The sequence below is a fragment of the [Empedobacter] haloabium genome (assembly GCA_008011715.2).
In the GTDB taxonomy this organism is placed as follows: Bacteria; Pseudomonadota; Gammaproteobacteria; order Burkholderiales; family Burkholderiaceae_D; genus Rugamonas; species Rugamonas haloabia.
Genome location: CP136508.1, coordinates 6,436,267 through 6,457,229 on the forward strand (window position 1 = coordinate 6,436,267; position 20,963 = coordinate 6,457,229).

Genomic DNA, 20,963 nt, shown 5'->3' on the forward strand with positions numbered 1-20,963 from the left:
GGCCACTGAACTCTCTCCATTGTAATAAATCATAATTCACAGCAACACCCCCGTTGCGTAGGGTGTCGGAAAACTTTACACCCTGCGCCGGCGCAAACAATGGGCAGCTGGTCAGCGTTAAACATGTCTTTGATTTGGATAGGAAATTTCTGATTGAACAGTGACTGGCATAGCGATTGCTTTAACGAAGCAGACGCTACACAAACGAAGCGCCACTCAACGATTGGAGATCGACAATGTCTATCAAAAAAATGATTCTGGCAGCATCTCTCGGACTCGCGGCGCTGAGCGCTTCCGCAACGCCGCTGGATTCGCTGACGGGGAATATGAACATCAAGCTGCAGGGCTTGACGACCGAAGCCAACACCTTCGCCGGCACCAACGAGTCGACCTGGGGCGTTGGCAGCATCACGCAGATCACCGGCACCGGTGGCCAGGCCTGGAACATGGGCGTCAGCGACGGCAGCTACCTGTACTACATGATCTACGGTATCGCCGACCAGAACATCGTCAACAACTCGACGGGCTCGCTGGACCTGTACAACGTCGGCGCAACCGGCGGCGCCGGCGACGGCAAGATCCACCTGGATATCTACCGCAGCAACGTCAACATCCTGGAACTGACGAGCGATTTCAACGCGCAAGTGGGCGATCGCACGGGCTACAACATGCACTCGCTGCTGTCCGGCCTGGGCCCGGCCTACCTGACCGTGGAATTCGGCACCGGCAAGCAGACCACCAATGTGGCCGGCGGCATCAACCCTGGTGCCGACGAAACGCTGGCAACGCTGGTGCAGGTCGTCACTTCCGCCACGCTGCCGGCGGCCGGCACGGGGCAGTTCTTTGCTGACGTGACCGGTGGCACCGCTGCGGCCCAGTGGGATTCGAACGGCCTGTTCGGTCACGACCTGGACGGCAAGTTCACGCTGAGCACGAACGGCGCCTCGCAAGGCTCGGGCGTTTGCACCGACGAAGAAGTGCTGGGCAGCCCGGGCAATCCGGCCACCTGCTTCACCGGCTTCATCAACGACCCGATCCGCGCGATCCGCGTACCGGAACCTGGCTCGCTGGCCCTGGTGGGCCTGGGGCTGGTTGGCCTGGCTGGGCTGCGTCGTCGCATGGCCTGAGCATCATTGGCCGAATGAAGAGCGCCCGGCTTGCCGGGCGTTTTTTTTGGGCACCGGCAGCGCATGCCACGCCTGCCGATACAGCGCCGCGATGCGCTGCACGTAAGCCTGCGTCTCCCGATAAGGCGGCACCCCGCCATGGCGCTCGACCGCGCCTTCGCCTGCGTTGTAGGCGGCCGCGACCAGTTGCACCTCCCCGTTGAAGCGCATCAGCAGCCAGCGCAGGTAGGCCAGGCCGCCGCGCACGTTCGCTTCCGGGTCGAAGGAATTGCGCACCCGAAAGCGCTGGGCGGTGGCGGGAATCAGCTGCATCAGGCCCTGCGCGTTGCGCGGCGAGACCGCATCGGGCCGAAAACCGGACTCGACGGCAATGACGGCCATCGCCAGCCGCGGATCGACACCATACTGCGGCGCCAGGCGGTCGACCAGCCGGCGCACGGGCGTGCTGCCGGCCGGATATGCCGGTTCGGGCGGCGGGATCAGGCCGATGTCCGGCGCGGCTGGCGCAACGGCGGCCGGCGGCGTCAGGCAGGCGGGCAGAACGGCGTCCGGCCGAGCCGGCAGCAACGCCAGCAGATGGCCGGCCTGCGCGTGGCCCTGCTCGGCGGCCAGCGCGAACAGGCGCCAGGCGGCGCCGTCGTCGCGCGGCATGCCGCGGCCATTGGCGGCCATCCAGCCCAGCGCATACTGTGCGTCGGCCGCACCCAGCACGGCTGCCCGGCAATACAGCGCCACGGCCCGGTGCAAGTCACGCGGCACGCCTTCGCCGTGTTCGTACTGCACGGCATCGGCGATCAGGTCCGCCGCGGTTTGCGCCCGCGCCGGCACGGCGGCCAATGCCATGCACAGCAACGCAATACGGGGCAAATGGGCAACGGGACGCATGACATCGACCTTTCGAGCTGCCGGGGGCTGCCCGGCAGTTTCATTGTAGTGAGCGTTCTCGCCAGCTCAGGCGGCTTCTTGCCGGGCTTTGCGCGGGGACAAAAAGGCTTTATGGAACAGATGGCGGGCCAGCAAGAATGGCGGCATGCGCAACCAGTTGGCACGCAGGTACAGCAGGCCGCGCGCTGTGGCGCTGAACCAGTCGCCGCAACTGTCGTGCCGGGGCAGCAGGGCGCGGCGCAACAGCGCATCCATTAGGCGCAGTTGCCAGCGGGGCGGCGCGGCTGGCGCGATCGCGGCAACCACGACGGCCGGCACTTCGGTGCCCAGCAACATGGTCGTGTAGCGCAGCGCATAGAACAGCGGCCGGGCCAGCTCCAGCTCGTGCGCGCGTGGCACCAGCCGGGCCCAGAAACGCGCGTCGCCGCCGAAGTGCGCCAGCAGCCGCTGCAGGTCCACCAGGTCGCGCAGGCCGTTGTTGAACTCGCCATCCGTAAACAGGTGGACGGCGCTGTGCAGCACCATGTCCACCGGGGCCAGCACGCGCAGCGTCGGGTCCTCCGCCACGGCCACGGCCGCCGCGCGCAACAGCGCCGAGTCGGGCCGGGCCGCCGCCGTGCGCGGCAGGATCGCGTGATGCACGTCGATCATCGATTCGCGCCGCGTGTGCTGCATCGGCGGCAGCTCGTGCATCCACTCGCGGTAGTAGCGCTGGTCGTAGGCGTCGTGGTGCGTGCCGGCCCAGCCGGCCAGCATCAGCGCCGCTTCCGCTTCGGGCAGCCGCTCCTCCGGTACCAGGATGTCGATGTCGGAAAACAGCCGGCCCTGGGCGGACGGCAGGCCGGCCGCGCAATAGGCCGCGCCCTTCAGCAGGATCGTCGGCAGACCCGACTCGCGCAATGCCTGCCGTACCAGCCGGATCTCCCAGCGTACGGCCTGGCGGTGGCGCCGCGCCAGCACCTGGGCCCACGCCAATTGCTCGCGCGCCGGGGCGGGGATGCCCGCCAATACGCCGTGTTCCTCCAGGATATACCCGAGGGTGGCCAGCAGGTTGGCCGCGGTAGCCTGGCGCAGCAGCAGGTCCCAGTCGGCCTCGCCCAGCGCCACGGTGGCGGCGGGTGCGCGCAGGGCGTGCAGCAGCAGCGGAGCCAGCGTGCTCATCGGGATGCCGCCAGCGCGTCGAAATAGGCCAGGGCCTCGTCCAGCACGCTGTAGCTGAAGCGCAGTCCGGCGCTCTGCTCCACTAGCCCGGCCAGCGCCGTGAAGCCGTCGGCGCCCAGCAGGCTGTAGTTGAAGCAGTTGCCGGCCAGTTGCATGAACGTCTCGGCCTTGGCCAGCGGCACCGCCTGCAAGGGCGCGCCTGCTTCGTAGCGGGGAAACACGACCCAGGCCGGGCGTGCCGTTTCCGTTGCGCGCGCGACGCTGGCGGCGGGCGCCCTGACGTGCGCGACCGTGCCCTTGACGGTGTCCGTGACGGGATGGCTCATCACGCTGTCCGGCAGGTACGCCCGGATGACGTCGATCGAGCCGTTCTTCAGGCTGATGGGCCGGGGCAACGGCACGAGCTGGCCGTCCTCCAGGCGCAGCAGGGTGAGCTCGTCGGACAGCAGGCGCCAGCCGGCGCGACCGACCAGGGCTGCACACAGAGTGCTCTTGCCGGAGCCGGGCGGGGCCGGCAGGATCGCGGCACGGCCACCTTTTTCGATGACGGCCGCGTGCACGATCAGGTAGCGGTTGGCACGGCTCGATACGCACCAGTTCAAGCCCCATTCGAACATGGGAAACGCCTGGTCCAGCGGCAGCGGCTTGAACAGCGAGCGGCCGTCGTACAGCAAGGTGACTTGCGGCCCCAGCCAGCGGCGCAGGGTGCGTGGCCGGGTCAATTGCAGGTGAAAGTCGGCGAAGCCATCGGCGGGCCGCAGCGGATAGTCGGCATACAGCAGGTGGATGCCGTCCGCCACGCTGGGAATGGCAGAGCGCAGGCACGTCGTGAAGCGGCCCGTGCCCAGGCGCAGGCCGGCTCCGGCCAGCTGGCGGCCCAGTTCCTCGCGGGACAGTTGACCGACCGTCAGCATCGCTCGATCAGATCCAGCCCCGCCAGCGTTTCCAGCACGGTGGCCAGCTCGGGCGCGGCCAGTTCGTCCGGCGCGATGTCGCCGTCGCGCAAGGCCAGCAGCAGCTGCATCGCATGCTCGGTCAACAAGTGGGTATCGCCGGAGAGATCGTTGTAGAGCACGCAGCCGTCCTCCCAGCCGCGGTGCAGCAGCGTCTGGCCAGGAACGATACGCCACTGCAAGGCCATCACTCCATCGTGCGCTGCAGGTAATTGGCGATCTGCGCGGCGTTCCAGCGCACGCCAGCGGTCGGCGTGTAATAGCCCTTGTTCTGGTATTCGGACCAGATCTTCTGCAGCATCGGCACCGTCTGGAAGGTCGAGATGCCGGCACGCACGTTCAGGTAGCAGGCCATCAGCAGCTTGCCGATATTGTTCGTGTCCCACGACTTGCCCTGGATGATGGCCAGTTGGGTCGCGCTGCCATAGCTTTTCGACGCGGTCGCATTGCAGGCGAACACCCGGGCAAACAAGGCGTCCTTGCTGCAGCCGGTCGGCCAGCTGTGGCTGGCCCAGTAGCGCGCATTGCGGCCGCCACACACGGGTTTCGGACCGCGGAAGCTCTGCAAGCCGCCGGACAGGAAGCCGGACGGCGTGGTGCACACCTCGCTTGCCATGCCGGGCTGGCTCTGCAGCGTCAGCAGCACGCCGGATGCCGCCACGCCGGCGCGCGTGAAGCGACGCCGCGCCGCGCCGCGGGGCGTCAGGGTTGCCGGGTCGGTCGGCCCGGGGTCGGCATCAGGCTGGTGTTCGGTGGCCACGTCGGGTTCCTTAAAAGTGAGCGAAGGAGGGCGCTTCCTTCATGGAATCTACAAGGACAGTAAGCAAATCCTGTACCCGTATCTTCCACGTCCCGCGCTGACTTTACAAATCAATGACTTATCACAAGCAGGTAAGACCAGTGGGTGCGCGAGCCTTGATGCCGCGCAAGCGCTGTAAGAAATTTCGACAGTCCCTAGAAGAAGCTCTCCGGCACGACCAGCACGTCACCCGGGCGCATTGCCACGTTGGCCGAGATATCGCCTTCCTTGATCAGGTCGTTCAGGCGCACGCGGAATTGCTGCTGCTTGCCGTCCACCGTGCGGATCACCGTGGCCTTGTTGCCGGCTGCGAATTCCGTTACACCGCCCACGGCGATCAGCACGTCCATCAGCGACATGCCGCGCCGGTACGGCAACGCCTGCGGTCTCGCAGCCTGGCCGATCACGCGGATCTGTTCGCTGTAGATGCCCGTGAAGCCCGTGACGATGACAGTAACGACGGGCTGCTGAATGAATTTCGCCAGCGCCTTCTCGATGTCGCGCGCCAGCGCCGTCGGTGTCTTGCCGGCCGCTTCGAGGTCTTCGACCAGCGGTGTCGTGATCTTGCCGTCGGGCCGTACCGGCACGCTTTGCGACACTTCCGGATTGCGCCACACGATGATGTTGACGTTGTCGCCGGGGCCGATCAAGTAGTCGGAGGGAGTCATGGGGCCGGCATCGACCAGCGGCGGCGGCGCCGAGGCGCAGCCGGACAACGCCAGGGCGCCCAGCATGGCCGCGCCGAGCGCGAGCCGTTTGACCAGCGTGTACAGTCGATTCACGAGCATCTCCAGATCAGGACGGCACTTCCGGCCGCGACGGTTTCCCGCGCCACCTTATTGTTGTGTAATTGTCAGCTGATTATTTTATACGAGTTGCAACAGGCCGCAATCCCGGGATTGTGTTTATTTTGTAATGGCACTTTGTTGCAACAGCTGCTGCACATAGCGCGCCGGGATGGCATACGATATTCCGCTGGGGCTGCTGAGGGCGCCTTCCTTCTGGGCCTTCAGCGCCGTCATGTTGAGCACGCCATACACGAGGCCGCTGTCCGGATCGTAGACGGGACTGCCGCTGTTGCCCGGATAGGCGGTTCCGTCCAGCTGGAAGATGGCAAAGGGCTGGCGCTGCAACTGCGTGATGGCGCGCGCATCGAGCCGCCGCGCGCTGACGGATGGCAGCATGACGGGCGTGATGGCGGACAGCGTGGCGCGGTGGGTGACCGGTGTCAGGCCCAGCGCCATGCCCAGCGGGAACCCGGTGAACGCCAGTGCCTGGCCTTCCGCCGCGCTGTCGGCCGTATCCAGCCGTAACGGAGGCAGGGGTGTCCCGGACAGGCGCAGCAGGGCGATGTCGTGCTCGCGGTCGACCGCGGCGACGGTCGTGGGACGGAAGTCGAACCGGTTTCCGTGACCGATGACGATGCCCAGCACTTCCATGCTGGCGACATCGAGGTCGGGCAGGGCATGGGCATTGGTGATCACGCTGAGGCCGTCACCGACCACGAACCCGGTCGCCACGAAGACGATGGCCGGGCTGCGGGTGCGCAGCATCGTGCCGATGCCGACGACGGATGGCTTGACGGCGGCGATCGTTTCGGGCAGCGCGGCTTGCGCAACCGGCCCGGTCAATGTAACTGTCAGGCAAGTTGCGACGCCAATGCGCAGCGCTCGGCACATACGGAAGAGTCGGCTCATCGGTTCAAGATAGCAGATCGGCGCTCAATGGAAAGACCGCCGCGGTTGTTCGCAATCGGAAATCTTCAATACTGTCTGTCACAACTTTGTAACGTGGGCATGTCTGCAACAGAAACAGAAAATTAATATCAACCGGCAACGGGTTCTACTGTATGATAGTTGCGTTTGATGCATTTTAAGCAATATTCAGGCCGGCATCTGTCGTCCCGTTTCACGTCCTGAAGAGCTTACCTAACGGCGAGTTTACAAGATGGCAGAACTGATGGCATTGCTCTTGACCTTCCTCAAGGCAATAGGTAAGTACCGCTGGTATGCGGTGGCAATCAGCTGGCTGGTTGCCATCACGGGCTGGTTCGTCGTCTATCGCATGCCGAACGACTACCAGGCATCGGCGCGGGTGTATGTCGATACCCAGAGCATCCTGAAACCATTGCTGTCCAGTATGACGACGCTGCCGAATACGGAGCAGCAGGTCACATTCATGCGCCGTACCTTGATCAGCCGGCCGAACGTCGAGCGCCTGATCCGCATGGTCGACCTCGACATCAAGACCCGCTCCGTCAAGGAGCACGAAAAGCTCGTCGATGACCTGATGAAGGACATCAAGGTCATCGGCACCGAGCGCGACGACATCTATACGATCTCCTACAGCAATCCGAACCCCAAGCTGGGCAAGGACATCGTACAGTCCTTGCTGACGATCTTTGTCGAAGGCAGCTTCGGCGGCAAGAAGCAGGACTCCGAAAAGGCCGTGCAGTTCATCGACGACCAGATCCGGATGTACGAGGAAAAGCTGGCCGCCGGCGAGAATGCGCTGAAGGATTTCAAGATCCGCCACATGGGCATGCTGCCGCGCCAGGGTAGCGATTACACGTCGGCATATGGCGAACTGAACGAGAAATTAAACCAGGCCCGGCTGGAGCTGCTGGAGGCTGAGCAGGCGCGTAACGCCATCAAGCGGCAGATCGCCGGCGAGGACATGGCACCGGTCACGGAAACCGCCGAAAAAGCCATCGTCAACCCCGAGATCGACGGGCGCATCAGCACCATCCAGAAGCAGCTCGACCAGTTGCGCCTGCAATTTACCGAAGAGCATCCAGACATCGTCTCGGCCAAGCGCCTGATCGGCCAGCTGGAAGCACGCAAGAAGGAAGAGGCCAAGAAAAATCGCAGCACCGACCCGGGCGCCAACTACAGCCCGATGTTGCAGCAGATGAACGTGCAGCTGTCGGTGGAGGAAGCGCGCATTGCCTCGTTGAAGGCACGCGTGGGTGAATACAGCGGCCGGCTGGCGGCGATGCGGGCGCAAAGCAACCAGGCCCCGGAAGTGGAGGCGCAACTGGCCCAGCTGAACCGCGACTACGCCGTCAACAAGGACAACTACGAGAAGCTGGTGCAGCGGCGCGAGGCGGCCAAGCTGTCCGGCGACCTGTCCACGGCGACCGACATGATGACGTTCCGCGTCATCGACCCGCCGGCGGTGCCCAGCACGCCGGCCGGCCCGGACCGGCCGCGCCTGTACTCGCTGGTGCTGGCCGTCGCCATGGTGGCCGGCCTCGGCACGGCGCTGCTGCTGAGCCAGATTCGTCCCACCTTCCTCAGCCAGCACAGCCTGCGCGAGACGACGGGCCTGCCGATCCTGGGCAGCATCGGCATGAACTGGACGGAGCAGCAGAAAGTGCGTCGCCGGCGCCGGCTGTACGCGTTCGGCGTGGCCGTGGCGTCGCTGTTCACGGCCTATGGCGGCGTGCTGGCTTTTACCGTGTTCCGGCAAGCGTGAGCCGGGGAAAGTACAGGGATCACCGTGAGCATCATTGAAAAAGCGGCCGGCCGCATGGCCCGGCAACCCGCCGTCACCTTCACGCCGGTGGCGCCCGATGGCGACGTCGCCATCGAGGTGATGCCAGTCGTCACCCCCGTCATCGCTCCCGTCGCCGCTCCCGTCATGGAACCGGCGCCACAGCCGGCGCCCGCCGCGCCCGTGGTGCCGCCGCCGGCCGAGCCGGCGCCGCCCGCCCGCCGCGGCCGCACCGTGGAGCTGGACCTGGCGCGCATGAGCGAGGCCGGCCTGGTGACGGCAGCCGGCGGCCGTACGTCCCTGGTGGAAGATTTTCGCATCATCAAGCGCCCGCTGATCAAGCGCGCCTTCGCGCCACGCAAGCCGGGCGGCAATCCCGGCAACCTGATCATGATCACCAGCTCGCTGCCGGGCGAGGGAAAAACGTTCTGCTCGATCAACCTGGCGATGAGCATCGCGATGGAGCTGGACCACACGGTGCTGCTGGTCGATGCCGACGTGGCGCGGCCGTCCGTGCTGCGCACGCTGGGGCTGCCGTCGCAGCGCGGCCTGATGGACATCCTGCTGGACGAGCACCTGGACATGTCCGAGGTCATGCTGCGCACCAACGTCAACACGCTGTCGATCCTGCCGGCCGGCACGTCGAACCCGCGCGCGACGGAGCTGCTGGCCAGCCAGGCCATGACGTCGCTGGTACACGAGATCGCCCACCGCTATCCGGACCGGATCGTCATCTTCGACTCGCCGCCGCTGCTGCTGACGAGCGAAGCGCGCGTGCTGGCCAGCCACATGGGGCAGATCGGCGTCGTGGTGGAATCGGAAAAAACCACGCAGCACGCCGTCAAGGAAGCGATGCGCCAGCTGGAAGGCTGCAGCAACGTCAACCTGATCTACAACAAGTCCCGTGAGCTGGGCAGCAGCAACAAATACGACTACCACTATGGCTGATCGGCGCCGCCAGCGCTGTGCCCCCGCCGCCGCGTTGCCATTGCTTGGCCCGGCGGTGGCGGCGTTGCTGCTGGCACCCGGCGCGCGCGCCGCATGGCAGGTCTCGCCCACGGTCGAATTGCGCGAATCGTGGTCCGACAACGTCAGCCTGCGGCGCGACGGCCAGAAGGACAGCCAGTTCATCACGTCCATCACGCCCGGTATCGCGGTGACGAACCAGACGCCGCGGCTGCAGGTCTCGGCCGCCTACCGCCTGAACGTGTATGACTATTCGGATGGCCGGGTGGCCGGCACCGACCGCATGAACAGCGCGCTGAACGCGACAGCCAAGGGCAAGCTGATCGACGACCTGCTGTTTTTCGATGCCCAGGCCGGCATCGCGCAGCAGCCCGTCTCCGCCTTCGGGCCGGTGGCCAGCGGCAGCGAGTACAGCACCAACAACAGGAGCGAGGTGCGCACCTATCAGGTGTCGCCTTACCTGGTGCACCGCTTCGGTGCCACCGCGTCGGCCGAGCTGCGCTATGCGCACGACATGGTGGACAGCGACGACTCCGGTTACGGCCGCAGCACGTCCGACACGGCCAGCCTGAACCTGTCCAGCGGCCCGGCCTTCCGTACCGTGGGCTGGGGCCTGACCCTGCGCCGCCAGCGGCTGCAGGACAGCATCGCACCCGGCACGAGCAGCACCATGGCGTTGGCGTCGCTGCGCTATGTGGTGACCCCGACGTTCAGCCTGACGGCGACCGGCGGCTACGACAAGTTCGATTACGCGGGCATGGGCGGCAGCACGCAGGGCGCATCGTGGTCCGGCGGCTTCGCCTGGAATCCCAGCACGCGCACGAGCTTGCAAATGTCCGCCGGCAAGCGCTATTACGGCAACAGCTACTTTCTGGCCGCCACGCACCGCAGCCGCAGCACGGTATGGAACATCGGCTACAGCGACAACGTGACGACCAGCCGGGAAAACTTCCTGCTGCCGTCGGCCGTCAGCACGGCGGACATGCTCAATGGCCTGTTCCGTGCCAGCTACCCGGATGCGGCGATGCGCGCGCTGGTGGTGGAAGCGTACATTCGCGCGTTCAACCTGCCGCGCTCGCTGCCGGACAGCGTCAACTACTTCAGCAACCGCCATGTCCTGCAGCGCCAGCTGAACGCGTCGATGGCGTGGCGCTCGGCGCGCACGACCGCCCTGTTCACGCTGTTCCGTACGCGGCGCGAGGCGCTGTCGCTGGTGCAGTACGACAGCTCGCTGCTGGGCAGCAGCCAGCAGAACCTGAACGACAACACCAGCCAGACGGGCGGCGCCCTGATGCTGGACTACCGCCTCAATTCGCGCACCAGCGCCAGCCTGTCGGCCAACGTGGCGAAAACCACGTCCAGCAAGCTGGGCCTGGGCGAGACCAACCGGCAGCTGCGCGCCATGGTGTCGCGCAGCTTCCAGTCCAACCTGTCCGGCTCGCTGGAAGTGCGGCGCAACCATGGCGGCCTGGCGCTGGAAGGCAGCTCGTATAGCGAGAATGCCGTGGCGGCATCTCTTTCGATGAAGTTTTAAGCGGAACGTCCCATGTATGAGAGTTACTACGGGCTGAGCGACAAGCCCTTCCGACTGCGCCCCGACCCCCACTTCTTCTTCGGCAGCAAGGGGCACAAGCGCGCCATGGCCTACCTGGAGTACGGCCTGTCGCAAGGCGAGGGGTTCATCGTCATCACCGGCGAGATCGGCGCCGGCAAGACCACCTTGGTACGCCACCTGTTCCGCCAGCTGCAATCCGACCGCATCGTGGCGGCCCACATCGTCAACACCCACGTGGATGCGGACGACATCCTGCGCGGCGTCGTGGCCGGCTTCGGCCTGCCGTTCGAGGAAAGTGCCAGCAAAACCACCTTGCTGGCGCGGCTGGAGGCATTCCTGCGTTCCTGCGACCAGCAGGGCAAGCGGGCGCTGCTGGTGGTTGACGAAGCGCAGAACCTGACGCCGCGGGTGGTGGAAGAATTGCGCATGCTGTCCAACTTCCAGACCGATGACAAATCGCTGTTGCAGACCTTCCTGCTGGGGCAGCCAGAGTTCCGCGCGACACTGCACAGCCCCGGCATGCAGCAGTTGCGCCAGCGCGTCATCGCCACCTACCACCTGGGGCCGATGGACGCGCTGGAAACCCAGGCCTATATCGAACACCGCCTGCTGACGGTCGGCTGGAAGGGCGACCCGTCGTTCACACCGGCGGCGCACGCGGCGATCTACCAGTTCACGGGAGGCATTCCGCGCAAGACCAACCACCTGTGCGACCGTCTGCTGCTGATGGGCTTCCTGGAGGAGATGCATGCGTTCGGCGAGGCCGACATCGAGACCGTCATCCGCGACATCGACCAGGAATTCCAGCCGCCGCCCGCCGCCGCTGCGGCCGTGCCGTTCGCCGGCGCCAGTGACGGCGTCGATCCCGAGCATGCGGTGTTCGATAACCAGTATCCGTCCGTGCTGGACGAGCGCATGCTGCGGCTGGAGAAATCGATGGGCTCGGTCCTGTCGATCCTGAAGAAGATCGTGCGCACGCCTGCCACTCAACCCATCGACAGCCACGAATGACCATGACCTCACCAGACAACAAGGTTCACCGCATCCTGTGCGTCGTCGGCGCACGGCCGAACTTCATGAAGATGGCGCCCATCATGGCCGCGCTGTCCGCGCTGGGTCCGCGCGTCGAGCCCAAACTGGTGCACACGGGCCAGCACTACGACGTGGCGATGAACCACCAGTACTTCCAGGCGCTGGGCATTCCCGATCCGGACATCAACCTGGAAGTGGGCAGCGGCAGCCACGCGCAGCAGACGGCCGAGGTGATGCGCCGCTTCGAGCCGGCGCTGGACGAGGTGGCACCGGCCGCCGTGCTGGTCGTCGGCGACGTCAACTCGACCATCGCCTGCGCGCTGGTGGCGGCCAAGAAGGGCGTGCCCGTCATCCACGTGGAAGCGGGCCTGCGCAGCTTCGATCGCGCCATGCCGGAGGAAATCAACCGCGTGCTGACGGACCAATTGTCCGACCTGTTGTTCACGACCGAGGAAAGCGGCCGCGCCAACCTGCTCAAGGAAGGCATCGCGGACGAGCGCATCCACTTCGTCGGCAACGTCATGATCGACACGCTGCGCCTGAACCTGCCGCGCGCCGTGCCGGCCGCGCGCATCGCGGCGGACGCCGGGCGTACCGGCTTTGCCGACAACGGCTACGCGGTGCTGACCCTGCACCGGCCGTCCAACGTCGACGATGCCGCCATGCTGCAAAGGCTGCTGGAAACGGCCGCGCAAATCAGCCTGCGTACGCCAGTGATCTTCCCGCTGCATCCGCGCACGCGCGCGACCATCGAGCGTTTCGGCCTGGCCCACCTGCTGGACCGGCCGCAGATGCTGCTGCCGCCGCAGGGCTACCTGGAGATGCTGGGCCTGATGCAGGATGCGAAAGTGGTGTTGACCGATTCCGGCGGCATCCAGGAAGAGACGACCGCGCTGGGCACGCCCTGCATCACGCTGCGCCACAACACCGAGCGCCCGATCACGGTGGACGAGGGCACCAACACGATCGCCGGCAACGAGCCGGCACGCATCCTGGCCGCGTACGAGGAAGTCATGACGGGCGGCGGCAAGGCCGGCCGGGTGCCGCACTTCTGGGACGGCCGCGCCGCCGAGCGCATCGCCGCCATCGTCAACGACTGGCTGCCGCGCGACTAAAAGGAGCGACCATGAACGGGCCCGTGCCGCATCTGGCAGCGCAGACGATCCGCAACGCGATGACGATCGACGTCGAGGATTATTTCCAGGTCTCGGCGTTCGCGCCGCAGATCGCCCGCGACAGCTGGCCGCTGCGCGAGTGCCGCGTCGAGGCGAATGTCGACCGCATCCTGGCGATCCTCGACGAGGGCGGCGCCAAGGCGACCTTCTTCACCCTGGGCTGGATCGCCGAGCGCTATCCGGCGCTGGTGCGGCGCATCGTCGCCGCCGGCCACGAGCTGGCCAGCCACGGTTATGGCCACCTGCGCGCCACCGACCAGACCCGCGCCGAGTTCATGGACGACATCGTGCGCAGCAAGGCGATCCTGGAGGACATCGGCGGCCAGCGCGTGCTGGGCTACCGCGCCCCCAGCTTCTCGATTGGCCCCGTCAACCTGTGGGCGCTGACGTCGCTGCACGATGCCGGCTACCAGTACAGCTCCAGCATCTACCCGATCGCGCACGACCACTACGGCATGCCGGACGCGCCACGCTTCCCGTTCTACCCGCACGGCACCGACGGCCTGCTGGAGATCCCGATCACCACGGTGCGCCTGTTCGAGCGCAACCTGCCGGCGGGCGGCGGCGGCTACTTCCGCCTGTTGCCATACGCGCTGTCGCGCTCCCTGATGCGGCGCGTGAACCATGACGACGGCCAGCCCACCATCTTTTATTTTCACCCGTGGGAACTGGACCCCGGTCAGCCGCGTCCGCAGGGCATCGGCCTGAAAAGCCGCTTCCGCCATTACGTCAATCTGGGCCGCATGGAGCAGCGCATCCGCGCGCTGACGCGCGACTTCGCCTGGGACCGGATGGATCGCATCTTCCTGGGGCGGCCATGAATGCCATCATCGAATCGGCGATGCAACGCGCGCAGACGACCGCGATGCCGCAACCCGGCCCTGTCACGGTAAGGCTGCTGCGCGACGACGCGGTCGACCGTGCCCGCTGGGACGCATTCGTGCAGGCCTGCCCCCAGGCGACCTTCTTCCACCGCGCCGGCTGGCAGCGCGTGATCGAAGGCGCCTTCGGCCATCGGACCTGGTTTTACCTCGCCGAGCAGGACGGCGTGATCCGCGGCGTGCTGCCCCTGGCGCAGATCAAGAGCCGGCTGTTCGGCCATTCCCTGATCGCGCTGCCGTTCTGCGTGTACGGCGGCGTGGCGGCCGATTCCGACGCGGCGCGCGGCCAGCTCGACGACGCGGCGCTGGCGCTGGCACGCAGCCTGGGCGTGGGACACCTGGAATACCGCAACTACAGCCCCGCGCACCCGGGCGAACCGGCCTGGCAGGGCAAGGATTTATACGTCACGTTCCGCAAGGCGATCGTGGCGGACGACGAAGCGAACTTGAACGCCATTCCGCGCAAGCAGCGCGCAATGGTCCGCAAGGGCATCAAGTGCGGTCTGGCGGGGGAGGTGGACGACAACGTCGAGCGCTTCTTCACGGCCTATGCGCACAGCGTGCATCGCCTCGGAACGCCGGTATTCCCGAAAAAATACTTCGCGCTGCTGAAGGAAGTGTTCGGCCCCGACTGCGAGGTGCGCGTGATCGTGCGCGAGCGCGAGATCGTCGCCGGCGTGCTCAGTTTCTTCTTCCGCGACGAGGTGCTGCCGTACTACGGCGGCGGCATGCCGGTGGCGCGCGAAGTGGCCGGCAACGACTTCATGTACTGGAACCTGATGCAGGCGGCCGCGGCGCGCGGCTGTCGCGTGTTCGACTTCGGTCGCAGCAAGCGCGGCACCGGCGCATTCGACTTCAAGAAGAACTGGGGTTTCGAGGCGCAGCCGCTGCCGTACGAATACCACCTGATCAAGGCGGAGTCGATCCCGGACGTCAATCCACTGAACCCGAAATACCAGCTGTTCATCCGCGTGTGGCAGAAGATGCCGCTGGCGCTGGCCAACGCGCTCGGGCCGTACATCGTCAAGGATCTGGGGTAATACCGTGGACGACCTGCTGCTGCTGGTGCATCGCATCCCGTACCCGCCGAACAAGGGCGACAAGATCCGCTCGTGGCATCTGCTGCGGCATCTGGCGCGGCGCTACCGGGTGCATCTTGCCACGTTCGTCGACGACAAGGACGACTGGCAATACGTCGACCACGTGCGCAAGCTGTGCGCCTCCAGCCACTTCGCACCGCTCAACCCGCGCATGGCGCGTGTGCGCAGCCTGCGCGCGCTGCTGGCCAATCGCGCGCTGTCGCTGGACTACTACAGCGACCGCGGCACCCGAAAATGGGTGTGCCAGACCATGCGCGACCGGCCCATCGAGCGCATCGTCGTGTTCTCGTCGCCGATGGCGCAGTACGCCCAGCCTTACGAGCAGGCGCGCCGCATCGTCGACCTGTGCGACGTCGATTCCGAAAAATGGCGCCAGTATGCGCAGCAGAAGCCCTGGCCAGTCAACCTGCCGTATGCCTGGGAAGCCAGCCGGCTGCTGCGCTACGAGCGCAAGGTGGCCGCGTGCAGCGATGCGGCGCTGTTCGTTTCGCAGCCGGAAGCAGAGCTGTTCCGTTCCCTGGCACCGGAAAGCGCCGCGCACATCGGCTGGTTCGGCAACGGTGTCGATACCGGCTACTTCGCGGCGGACGGCGTTTATCAAAATCCGTATGCCGACGGCGACCAGGTGCTGGTGTTCTGCGGCGCGATGGATTACTGGCCCAACATCGATGCGGTGCAATGGTTCGCGCGCGAGGTGCTGCCCGTCGTGCTGGCACGGGTGCCGGGCGCGCGCTTCGTCATCGTCGGCGCCCGCCCGGCGCCGGAAGTGCAGGCGCTGGCCGCGCTGCCCGGCGTGACCGTCACCGGCACCGTGCCGGACGTGCGGCCCTACGTCGCGCATGCCGCCTTGTCGGTGGCGCCGCTGCGGGTGGCGCGCGGCATCCAGAACAAGGTGCTGGAGGCGATGGCGATGGCCAAGACCGTCGTGCTGACGCCGCAGGCGCTGGAAGGCATCGACGCGCAGCCGGGCCGCGACGTGGTCGTGGCCGAACATGCAGTCGACTTTGCCGACGCCGTCGTCGCGCAACTGGCGCGAACCGGCGCCATCGGCGAGGCCGCGCGCGCCCGCGTCGAAGCGGCCTACGGCTGGGATGCCCGGCTGGCGGCGCTGGATGCATTGCTGGAAGCGCCGTCGAATCGTCACGGCAGTACCGCCCCGGCCGCCGCCGGCCCCGTTCTTCCGACCTGGAACCAGGCATGAACACACTGACCAGCGCCGTTGCCGTCGATAGCGCGCCCGCCCCGGCGCCGGCTCGTGATGTCCAGGGAGCCGGCAAGGCACGTTGGCTGGCCGTCGGGGCGGCGGCGCTGCTGCCATTCGTCCTGTACTTCGGCACGGCGGCGTCGATCGCGGCCATCTGGGAGCGCTCGGCCACGTTCGCGCATGGCTACGTGATCCTGCCGATCAGTATCTGGCTGATCTGGCAGCGGCGCGCGGTGCTGGCGCAGCTGCCGGTGCGGCCCTTCCTGCCCGCGCTGGCCGCGCTGGCCTTGTGCGGCGCGGCCTGGATGTTGGGATTGCTGGGCGACGTGGCGATCGTGCGGCAGTACGCGTTTGCCGCCATGATCCCGCTGGCGGTGCTGGCGGTAGCCGGCATCGCGGTCGTGCGGGCGATCGCGTTCCCGCTGGCGTTCATCCTGTTCGGCGTGCCGGTCGGCGAAGGCCTGATCGATCCGCTGATCCAGATTACCGCCAGCTTCACGGTGGATGCGCTGCGCGCGACCGGCATTCCCGTGCTGCGCGAGGGGAACAACTTCAGCATTCCCACCGGCGACTGGTCGGTCGTGGAGGCATGCAGCGGGCTGCGCTACCTGATCTCGTCGTTCACCCTGGGCTGCCTGTACGCCTACCTGACTTACCGCAGCACGTGGCGCCGCCTCGTGTTCGCGCTGGTGGCGCTGGCGCTGCCCGTGCTGGCCAATGGCCTGCGCGCTTACATGATCGTCATGATCGGTCATACCAGCGGCATGACGATGGCGGTCGGCGTCGACCACCTGATCTACGGTTGGGTGTTCTTCGGCGTTGTGATGCTGCTGCTGTTCTGGGTCGGCAGCTTCTGGCGCGAGGACCGCAAGGCCGAGCCATCCGCGCGCTACGCGCCGCCGGGCACGCGCTCCGCTTCGGCCGCGCGCGTGGCCGCCGCCGCCTGCGGCGTGGCCGCGTGCATCGGCGTCTGGTCCGCGTACGGCTGGTACCTGGACCGCGGCAACGCCGCCCCGGTACCGGCCAACCTGGCGAGCTACCAGGCCAAGGCGCCTGTCACGCCACCATTCACGGCCTGGACGCCGGCTTATGCGCCCGCCAGCGCGAGCGTCGATAAGTACTACGACGTGGGCGCTGCCACCGTCGGCGTGGCCGTACGCTACTACCGCGACGGCGGGCCGGAACGCCTGATCAGTTCCACCAACCGGCTGACGGCAGCACACACGCCGTGGCACGAAACGTCGAGTGCCGTGCGGGCCGAGCGCATCCATGGCAACACGCTGCAGGTGCGCGAGAGCACCGTGACGGGCGCCGATGGCCGCTTCGTGGTCTGGCAGTGGTACTGGATCGGCGGCGCCACCACGGCCAGTAACTATGTCGGCAAGGCGCTGCAGGTGAAGCAGAAATTCACGACGGGCAGCGACGACGGCGCCTCCGTCATGGTGTTCGCGCCGTATGACGAAGACCCGGCCACGGCGCGGCCCGCGCTGCGCGCGTTCCTGCAGTCCGAACTGGGCGCGCTCGACGCGGCGCTGGCCGCCAACCGCAGGCAGTAAAACCATGAACGACACGCCACTCATCGTCCACCTGATCTACCGGCTCGACTTCGGCGGCCTGGAGTCGCTGATGGTCGAACGCATCAACCGCATGCCGGCCGAGCGCTACCGCCACGCGGTCGTCTGCCTGACCGACTACAACCCAGCCTTCGCGCAGAAGATCACGCGCGCCGGCGTGACGATCCACGCCCTGCACAAGCAGCCCGGCCTGTCGCTGGCGACGCACGCGGCGCTGTGGCGGCTGCTGCGCGAACTGCGGCCGGCGGTGCTGCACTCGTACAACCTGTCGGCCATCGAATACGCGCCGGTGGCCCTGGCCGCGGGCGTGCCGGTGCGCGTCAACGGCGCCCATGGCCGCGATGCCGACGACCCGGAAGGCAAGAACCGCAAGCACAACTTGCTGCGCCGCCTGATGGTGCCGTTCTATCACTGCTGCTATGCCAACTCGGCGGCGATGGAAGACTGGAACCGGGACATCATCGGCGTCCCGGCCCGCAAGAGCCGGATGCTGGCCAACGGCATCGATGCCGAGCGCTTCCGGCCGCGTGCGCACGGCGAGGCCATTGTCGCCAGCGCCCAGCCGTTCGGTCCAGGCCATGTCGTCATCGGCACCGTCGGCCGCATCCAGGCCGTGAAGGACCACGCCACCCTGGTCGAGGCGTTCGCGCTGCTGCGGCAACGGCTGCCGCGCCACACGGCGCTGCTGCGCCTGGCCATCGTCGGCGACGGTCCGCTGCTGCAGCGCCTGCGCGACCGGGTGGCGGCGCTGGAGCTGACCGACGTGGTCTGGTTGCCGGGCGCACGTACCGACGTGGCGGACATCCTGCGCGGCTTCGACATCTTCGCCATGTCGTCGATCGCCGAAGGCACACCCGGCTCCGCGCTGGAGGCGATGGCCACCGCGCTGCCGGTGGTGGGTACGCGCGTGGGTGGCATCCCGGAGGTGATCGCCAACGGCAGCACGGGCTTCCTGGTGCCGCCGTCGGATGCCGCCGCGCTGGCGGCGGCGCTGGAGCAATATGTGCTGTCGCCGGAACTGGCCGCACAGCACGGCGCCGCCGGGCGCGAGCGGGTGCTGCGCAAATACAGCATGGCCGCGATGGTGGCCGCGTACCAGGACATGTACGACAGCCTGTGCGAACGCAAGATCAAGACCAAAAAAGGGGCGGTGCCATCATGTGTGGAATAGTCGGATTGCTGGACACGCGCGGCAAGCGCGACATCGACGAGGCGCTGCTGCGCCGGATGAACGACACCCAATACCATCGTGGCCCGGACGAGGGCGACATCTACCGCGAGCCCGGCGTCGGCTTCGGCCACCGCCGCCTGTCGGTGATCGACATCGCCTCGGGTCAGCAGCCGCTCGGCAACGAAGACGGCAGCGTGATGGTCTGCTACAACGGCGAGATCTACAACTACCGCGAGCTGACGGCCGAACTGAAAGCGCTGGGCCATACCTTCCGCACCAACAGCGACACGGAAGTGATCGTGCATGCGTGGGAAGAGTGGGGCGAGGCCTGCGTCGAACGCTTCCGCGGCATGTTCGCCTTCGGCCTGTGGGACCGCAACCGGCAGGTGATGTTCCTGGCGCGCGACCACATGGGCGTCAAGCCGATGTTCTACGCGATGCTGCCCGATGGCCTGTTCGCGTTCAGCTCCGAACTGAAGGCGCTGCGCTCGCTGCCTGGCCTGCCGCGCGACATCGACCCGCGCGCCGTGGAGGATTATTTCGCCTACGGCTACGTGCCCGAACCGAAGACGATCTATCGGCATGCGTTCAAGCTCTCGCCCGGGTTCCGCCTGCTGCAAAAGGTGGGCGAACCGCTGGCGCAGCCGCGCCAGTACTGGGACGTGCCGTTCAAGCTGCACCATGCGATGACGGAAAGCGACGCGCAGGGCGAGCTGGTGGAACGGTTGCGCGACTCGGTGCGCAGCCAGCTGGTGGCCGAGGTGCCGCTGGGGGCGTTTCTGTCCGGCGGCGTGGATTCCAGCGCCGTCGTCGCCACGATGGCGGGATTGACCAAGGGCGCCGTCAACACCTGCTCGATCGCGTTCCGCGACAAGGCCTACGACGAATCGGCCTACGCCGCCCAGGTGGCGCAGCAATACCATACCGACCACCATGTCGAGACGGTGGACACGGACGACTTCGCGCTGCTGGACACCCTGTCGGACCTGTACGACGAGCCGTATGCCGACAGCTCGGCCATTCCCACTTATCGGGTATGCCAGCTGGCGCGCCAGCGCGTGACGGTGGCGCTGTCCGGTGACGGTGGCGACGAGAACCTGGCCGGCTACCGCCGCTACCGCTATGCGATGGCCGAGGAAAGCGTGCGCGGACGGATCCCGATGGCGCTGCGCAAGCCGCTGTTCGGCACCCTCGGCAAATACTATCCGAAGGCCGACTGGGCGCCGCGCGTGTTTCGCGCCAAGACCACGTTCGAGGCGCTGTCGCGCGACCTGGTCGAGGGCTACTTCCACGGCGTGTCGATCATGACGGACGCGATGCGCCGCCAGCTCTTTTCCGACAGCTTCCGCGCCGGCCTGCAGGGCTATCGGGCCATCGACGTGATGCGCGGCCATGCCAACCGTGCGCCGACGGACGACCCGCTGTCGATGATCCAGTACCTCGACATGAAGACCTACCTGCCGGGCGACATCCTGACGAAGGTCGACCGCGCCAGCATGGCGCACGCGTTGGAGGTGCGGGTGCCGCTGCTGGACCACCAGCTGGTCGAGTGGATTTCCGGCCTGCCACCCGAGATGAAGCTCAAGGGCAGCGAAGGCAAGTACATCTTCAAGAAGAGCATGGAAAAGTACCTGCCGCACGACATTCTGTACCGCCGCAAGCAGGGCTTCGCGGTGCCGCTGGCGGCCTGGTTCCGCGGCCCGCTGCGCGAGCGCGTGCGCGCCTCGCTGCTGGGGCCCAACCTGGCCGCCACCGGCATGTTCAACACGGCATTCCTGGCCGAGATGGTCGAGCAGCACCAGTCCGGCCGGCGCGACTACAGCGCCCCGATCTGGACGCTGCTGATGTTCGAGGCGTTTCTGAAAAAAGAACTGCAAGGCTGATC

19 protein-coding genes are annotated in these 20,963 nt (G+C 66.7%); 12 read left to right on the plus strand and 7 right to left on the minus strand.

Annotation, left to right across the window (positions count from 1 at the left end; genetic code table 11):
• The first annotated feature begins 236 nt into the window (after positions 1 to 236).
• Positions 237 to 1,127, plus strand: a complete 891-nt coding sequence (locus E7V67_028120) for a PEP-CTERM sorting domain-containing protein (GenBank protein ID WUR13503.1) — start codon at positions 237 to 239, stop codon at positions 1,125 to 1,127.
• 3 nt (positions 1,128 to 1,130) lie between these two features.
• Here E7V67_028120 and E7V67_028125 read toward each other — a convergent pair whose 3' ends face one another.
• The 7 genes from E7V67_028125 to E7V67_028155 form a co-directional block, all read right to left on the minus strand.
• Positions 1,131 to 1,970 carry a transglycosylase SLT domain-containing protein gene (locus E7V67_028125; protein ID WUR13504.1) on the minus strand — a complete coding sequence of 280 codons (840 nt, stop codon included), beginning with the start codon at positions 1,968 to 1,970 and terminating at the stop codon, positions 1,131 to 1,133.
• Between the two features lie 108 nt (positions 1,971 to 2,078).
• Complete coding sequence (locus E7V67_028130; GenBank protein ID WUR13505.1) at positions 2,079 to 3,173, minus strand: nucleotidyltransferase family protein; 1,095 nt, start codon at positions 3,171 to 3,173, stop codon at positions 2,079 to 2,081.
• Positions 3,170 to 4,087 (minus strand): HprK-related kinase A, encoded by a 918-nt coding sequence (locus E7V67_028135; GenBank protein WUR13506.1) that lies wholly within the window; start codon positions 4,085 to 4,087, stop codon positions 3,170 to 3,172. The genes E7V67_028130 and E7V67_028135 overlap by 4 nt, the downstream gene beginning before the upstream one ends.
• Entirely contained in the window at positions 4,081 to 4,314 is a 234-nt protein-coding gene (locus tag E7V67_028140) for an HPr-rel-A system PqqD family peptide chaperone (protein ID WUR13507.1), read from the minus strand. Before E7V67_028140 ends, E7V67_028135 begins: the two co-directional genes overlap by 7 nt.
• Positions 4,314 to 4,886, minus strand: coding sequence for a hypothetical protein (locus tag E7V67_028145; protein ID WUR13508.1), 573 nt, complete (start codon positions 4,884 to 4,886; stop codon positions 4,314 to 4,316). The genes E7V67_028140 and E7V67_028145 overlap by 1 nt, the downstream gene beginning before the upstream one ends.
• A gap of 194 nt (positions 4,887 to 5,080) precedes the next feature.
• Positions 5,081 to 5,713, minus strand: a complete 633-nt coding sequence (locus tag E7V67_028150) for a polysaccharide export protein (GenBank protein ID WUR13509.1) — start codon at positions 5,711 to 5,713, stop codon at positions 5,081 to 5,083.
• A gap of 117 nt (positions 5,714 to 5,830) precedes the next feature.
• Positions 5,831 to 6,556: a serine protease gene (locus tag E7V67_028155; GenBank protein WUR13510.1), complete on the minus strand. Its 726-nt coding sequence runs from the start codon at positions 6,554 to 6,556 to the stop codon at positions 5,831 to 5,833.
• Positions 6,557 to 6,884: 328 nt separating this feature from the next.
• Here E7V67_028155 and E7V67_028160 point away from each other — a divergent pair, with 328 nt between their 5' ends.
• The 11 genes from E7V67_028160 to E7V67_028210 are packed head-to-tail and all read left to right on the plus strand — an operon-like array spanning position 6,885 to position 20,961.
• Entirely contained in the window at positions 6,885 to 8,402 is a 1,518-nt protein-coding gene (locus E7V67_028160) for a chain length-determining protein (protein WUR13511.1), read from the plus strand.
• 24 nt (positions 8,403 to 8,426) lie between these two features.
• Positions 8,427 to 9,368 (plus strand): XrtA-associated tyrosine autokinase, encoded by a 942-nt coding sequence (locus tag E7V67_028165; GenBank protein WUR13512.1) that lies wholly within the window; start codon positions 8,427 to 8,429, stop codon positions 9,366 to 9,368.
• A complete protein-coding gene (locus E7V67_028170; GenBank protein WUR13513.1) occupies positions 9,361 to 10,920 on the plus strand; it encodes a TIGR03016 family PEP-CTERM system-associated outer membrane protein in 1,560 nt (519 codons plus the stop codon). The genes E7V67_028165 and E7V67_028170 overlap by 8 nt, the downstream gene beginning before the upstream one ends.
• A gap of 12 nt (positions 10,921 to 10,932) precedes the next feature.
• A complete protein-coding gene (locus tag E7V67_028175) occupies positions 10,933 to 11,952 on the plus strand; it encodes an XrtA-associated ATPase (protein WUR13514.1) in 1,020 nt (339 codons plus the stop codon).
• A complete protein-coding gene (gene wecB / locus E7V67_028180; GenBank protein ID WUR13515.1) occupies positions 11,949 to 13,088 on the plus strand; it encodes a UDP-N-acetylglucosamine 2-epimerase (non-hydrolyzing) in 1,140 nt (379 codons plus the stop codon). The genes E7V67_028175 and wecB overlap by 4 nt, the downstream gene beginning before the upstream one ends.
• Positions 13,089 to 13,099: 11 nt before the next feature.
• Positions 13,100 to 13,969 carry a DUF3473 domain-containing protein gene (locus E7V67_028185; protein WUR13516.1) on the plus strand — a complete coding sequence of 290 codons (870 nt, stop codon included), beginning with the start codon at positions 13,100 to 13,102 and terminating at the stop codon, positions 13,967 to 13,969.
• Positions 13,966 to 15,069, plus strand: coding sequence for a FemAB family PEP-CTERM system-associated protein (locus E7V67_028190; GenBank protein WUR13517.1), 1,104 nt, complete (start codon positions 13,966 to 13,968; stop codon positions 15,067 to 15,069). Before E7V67_028185 ends, E7V67_028190 begins: the two co-directional genes overlap by 4 nt.
• Before the next feature lie 4 nt (positions 15,070 to 15,073).
• Positions 15,074 to 16,330, plus strand: a complete 1,257-nt coding sequence (locus E7V67_028195; protein ID WUR13518.1) for a TIGR03087 family PEP-CTERM/XrtA system glycosyltransferase — start codon at positions 15,074 to 15,076, stop codon at positions 16,328 to 16,330.
• Positions 16,327 to 17,889, plus strand: coding sequence for an exosortase A (gene xrtA / locus E7V67_028200; GenBank protein ID WUR13519.1), 1,563 nt, complete (start codon positions 16,327 to 16,329; stop codon positions 17,887 to 17,889). Before E7V67_028195 ends, xrtA begins: the two co-directional genes overlap by 4 nt.
• A gap of 4 nt (positions 17,890 to 17,893) precedes the next feature.
• The gene (locus E7V67_028205; protein WUR13520.1) at positions 17,894 to 19,078 is read left to right on the plus strand and encodes a TIGR03088 family PEP-CTERM/XrtA system glycosyltransferase; all 1,185 of its coding nucleotides are present in this window, start codon (positions 17,894 to 17,896) and stop codon (positions 19,076 to 19,078) included.
• On the plus strand, positions 19,066 to 20,961 hold the full coding sequence (locus E7V67_028210; GenBank protein WUR13521.1) for an amidotransferase 1, exosortase A system-associated: 1,896 nt from the start codon (positions 19,066 to 19,068) through the stop codon (positions 20,959 to 20,961). Before E7V67_028205 ends, E7V67_028210 begins: the two co-directional genes overlap by 13 nt.
• Positions 20,962 to 20,963 lie beyond the last annotated feature (2 nt).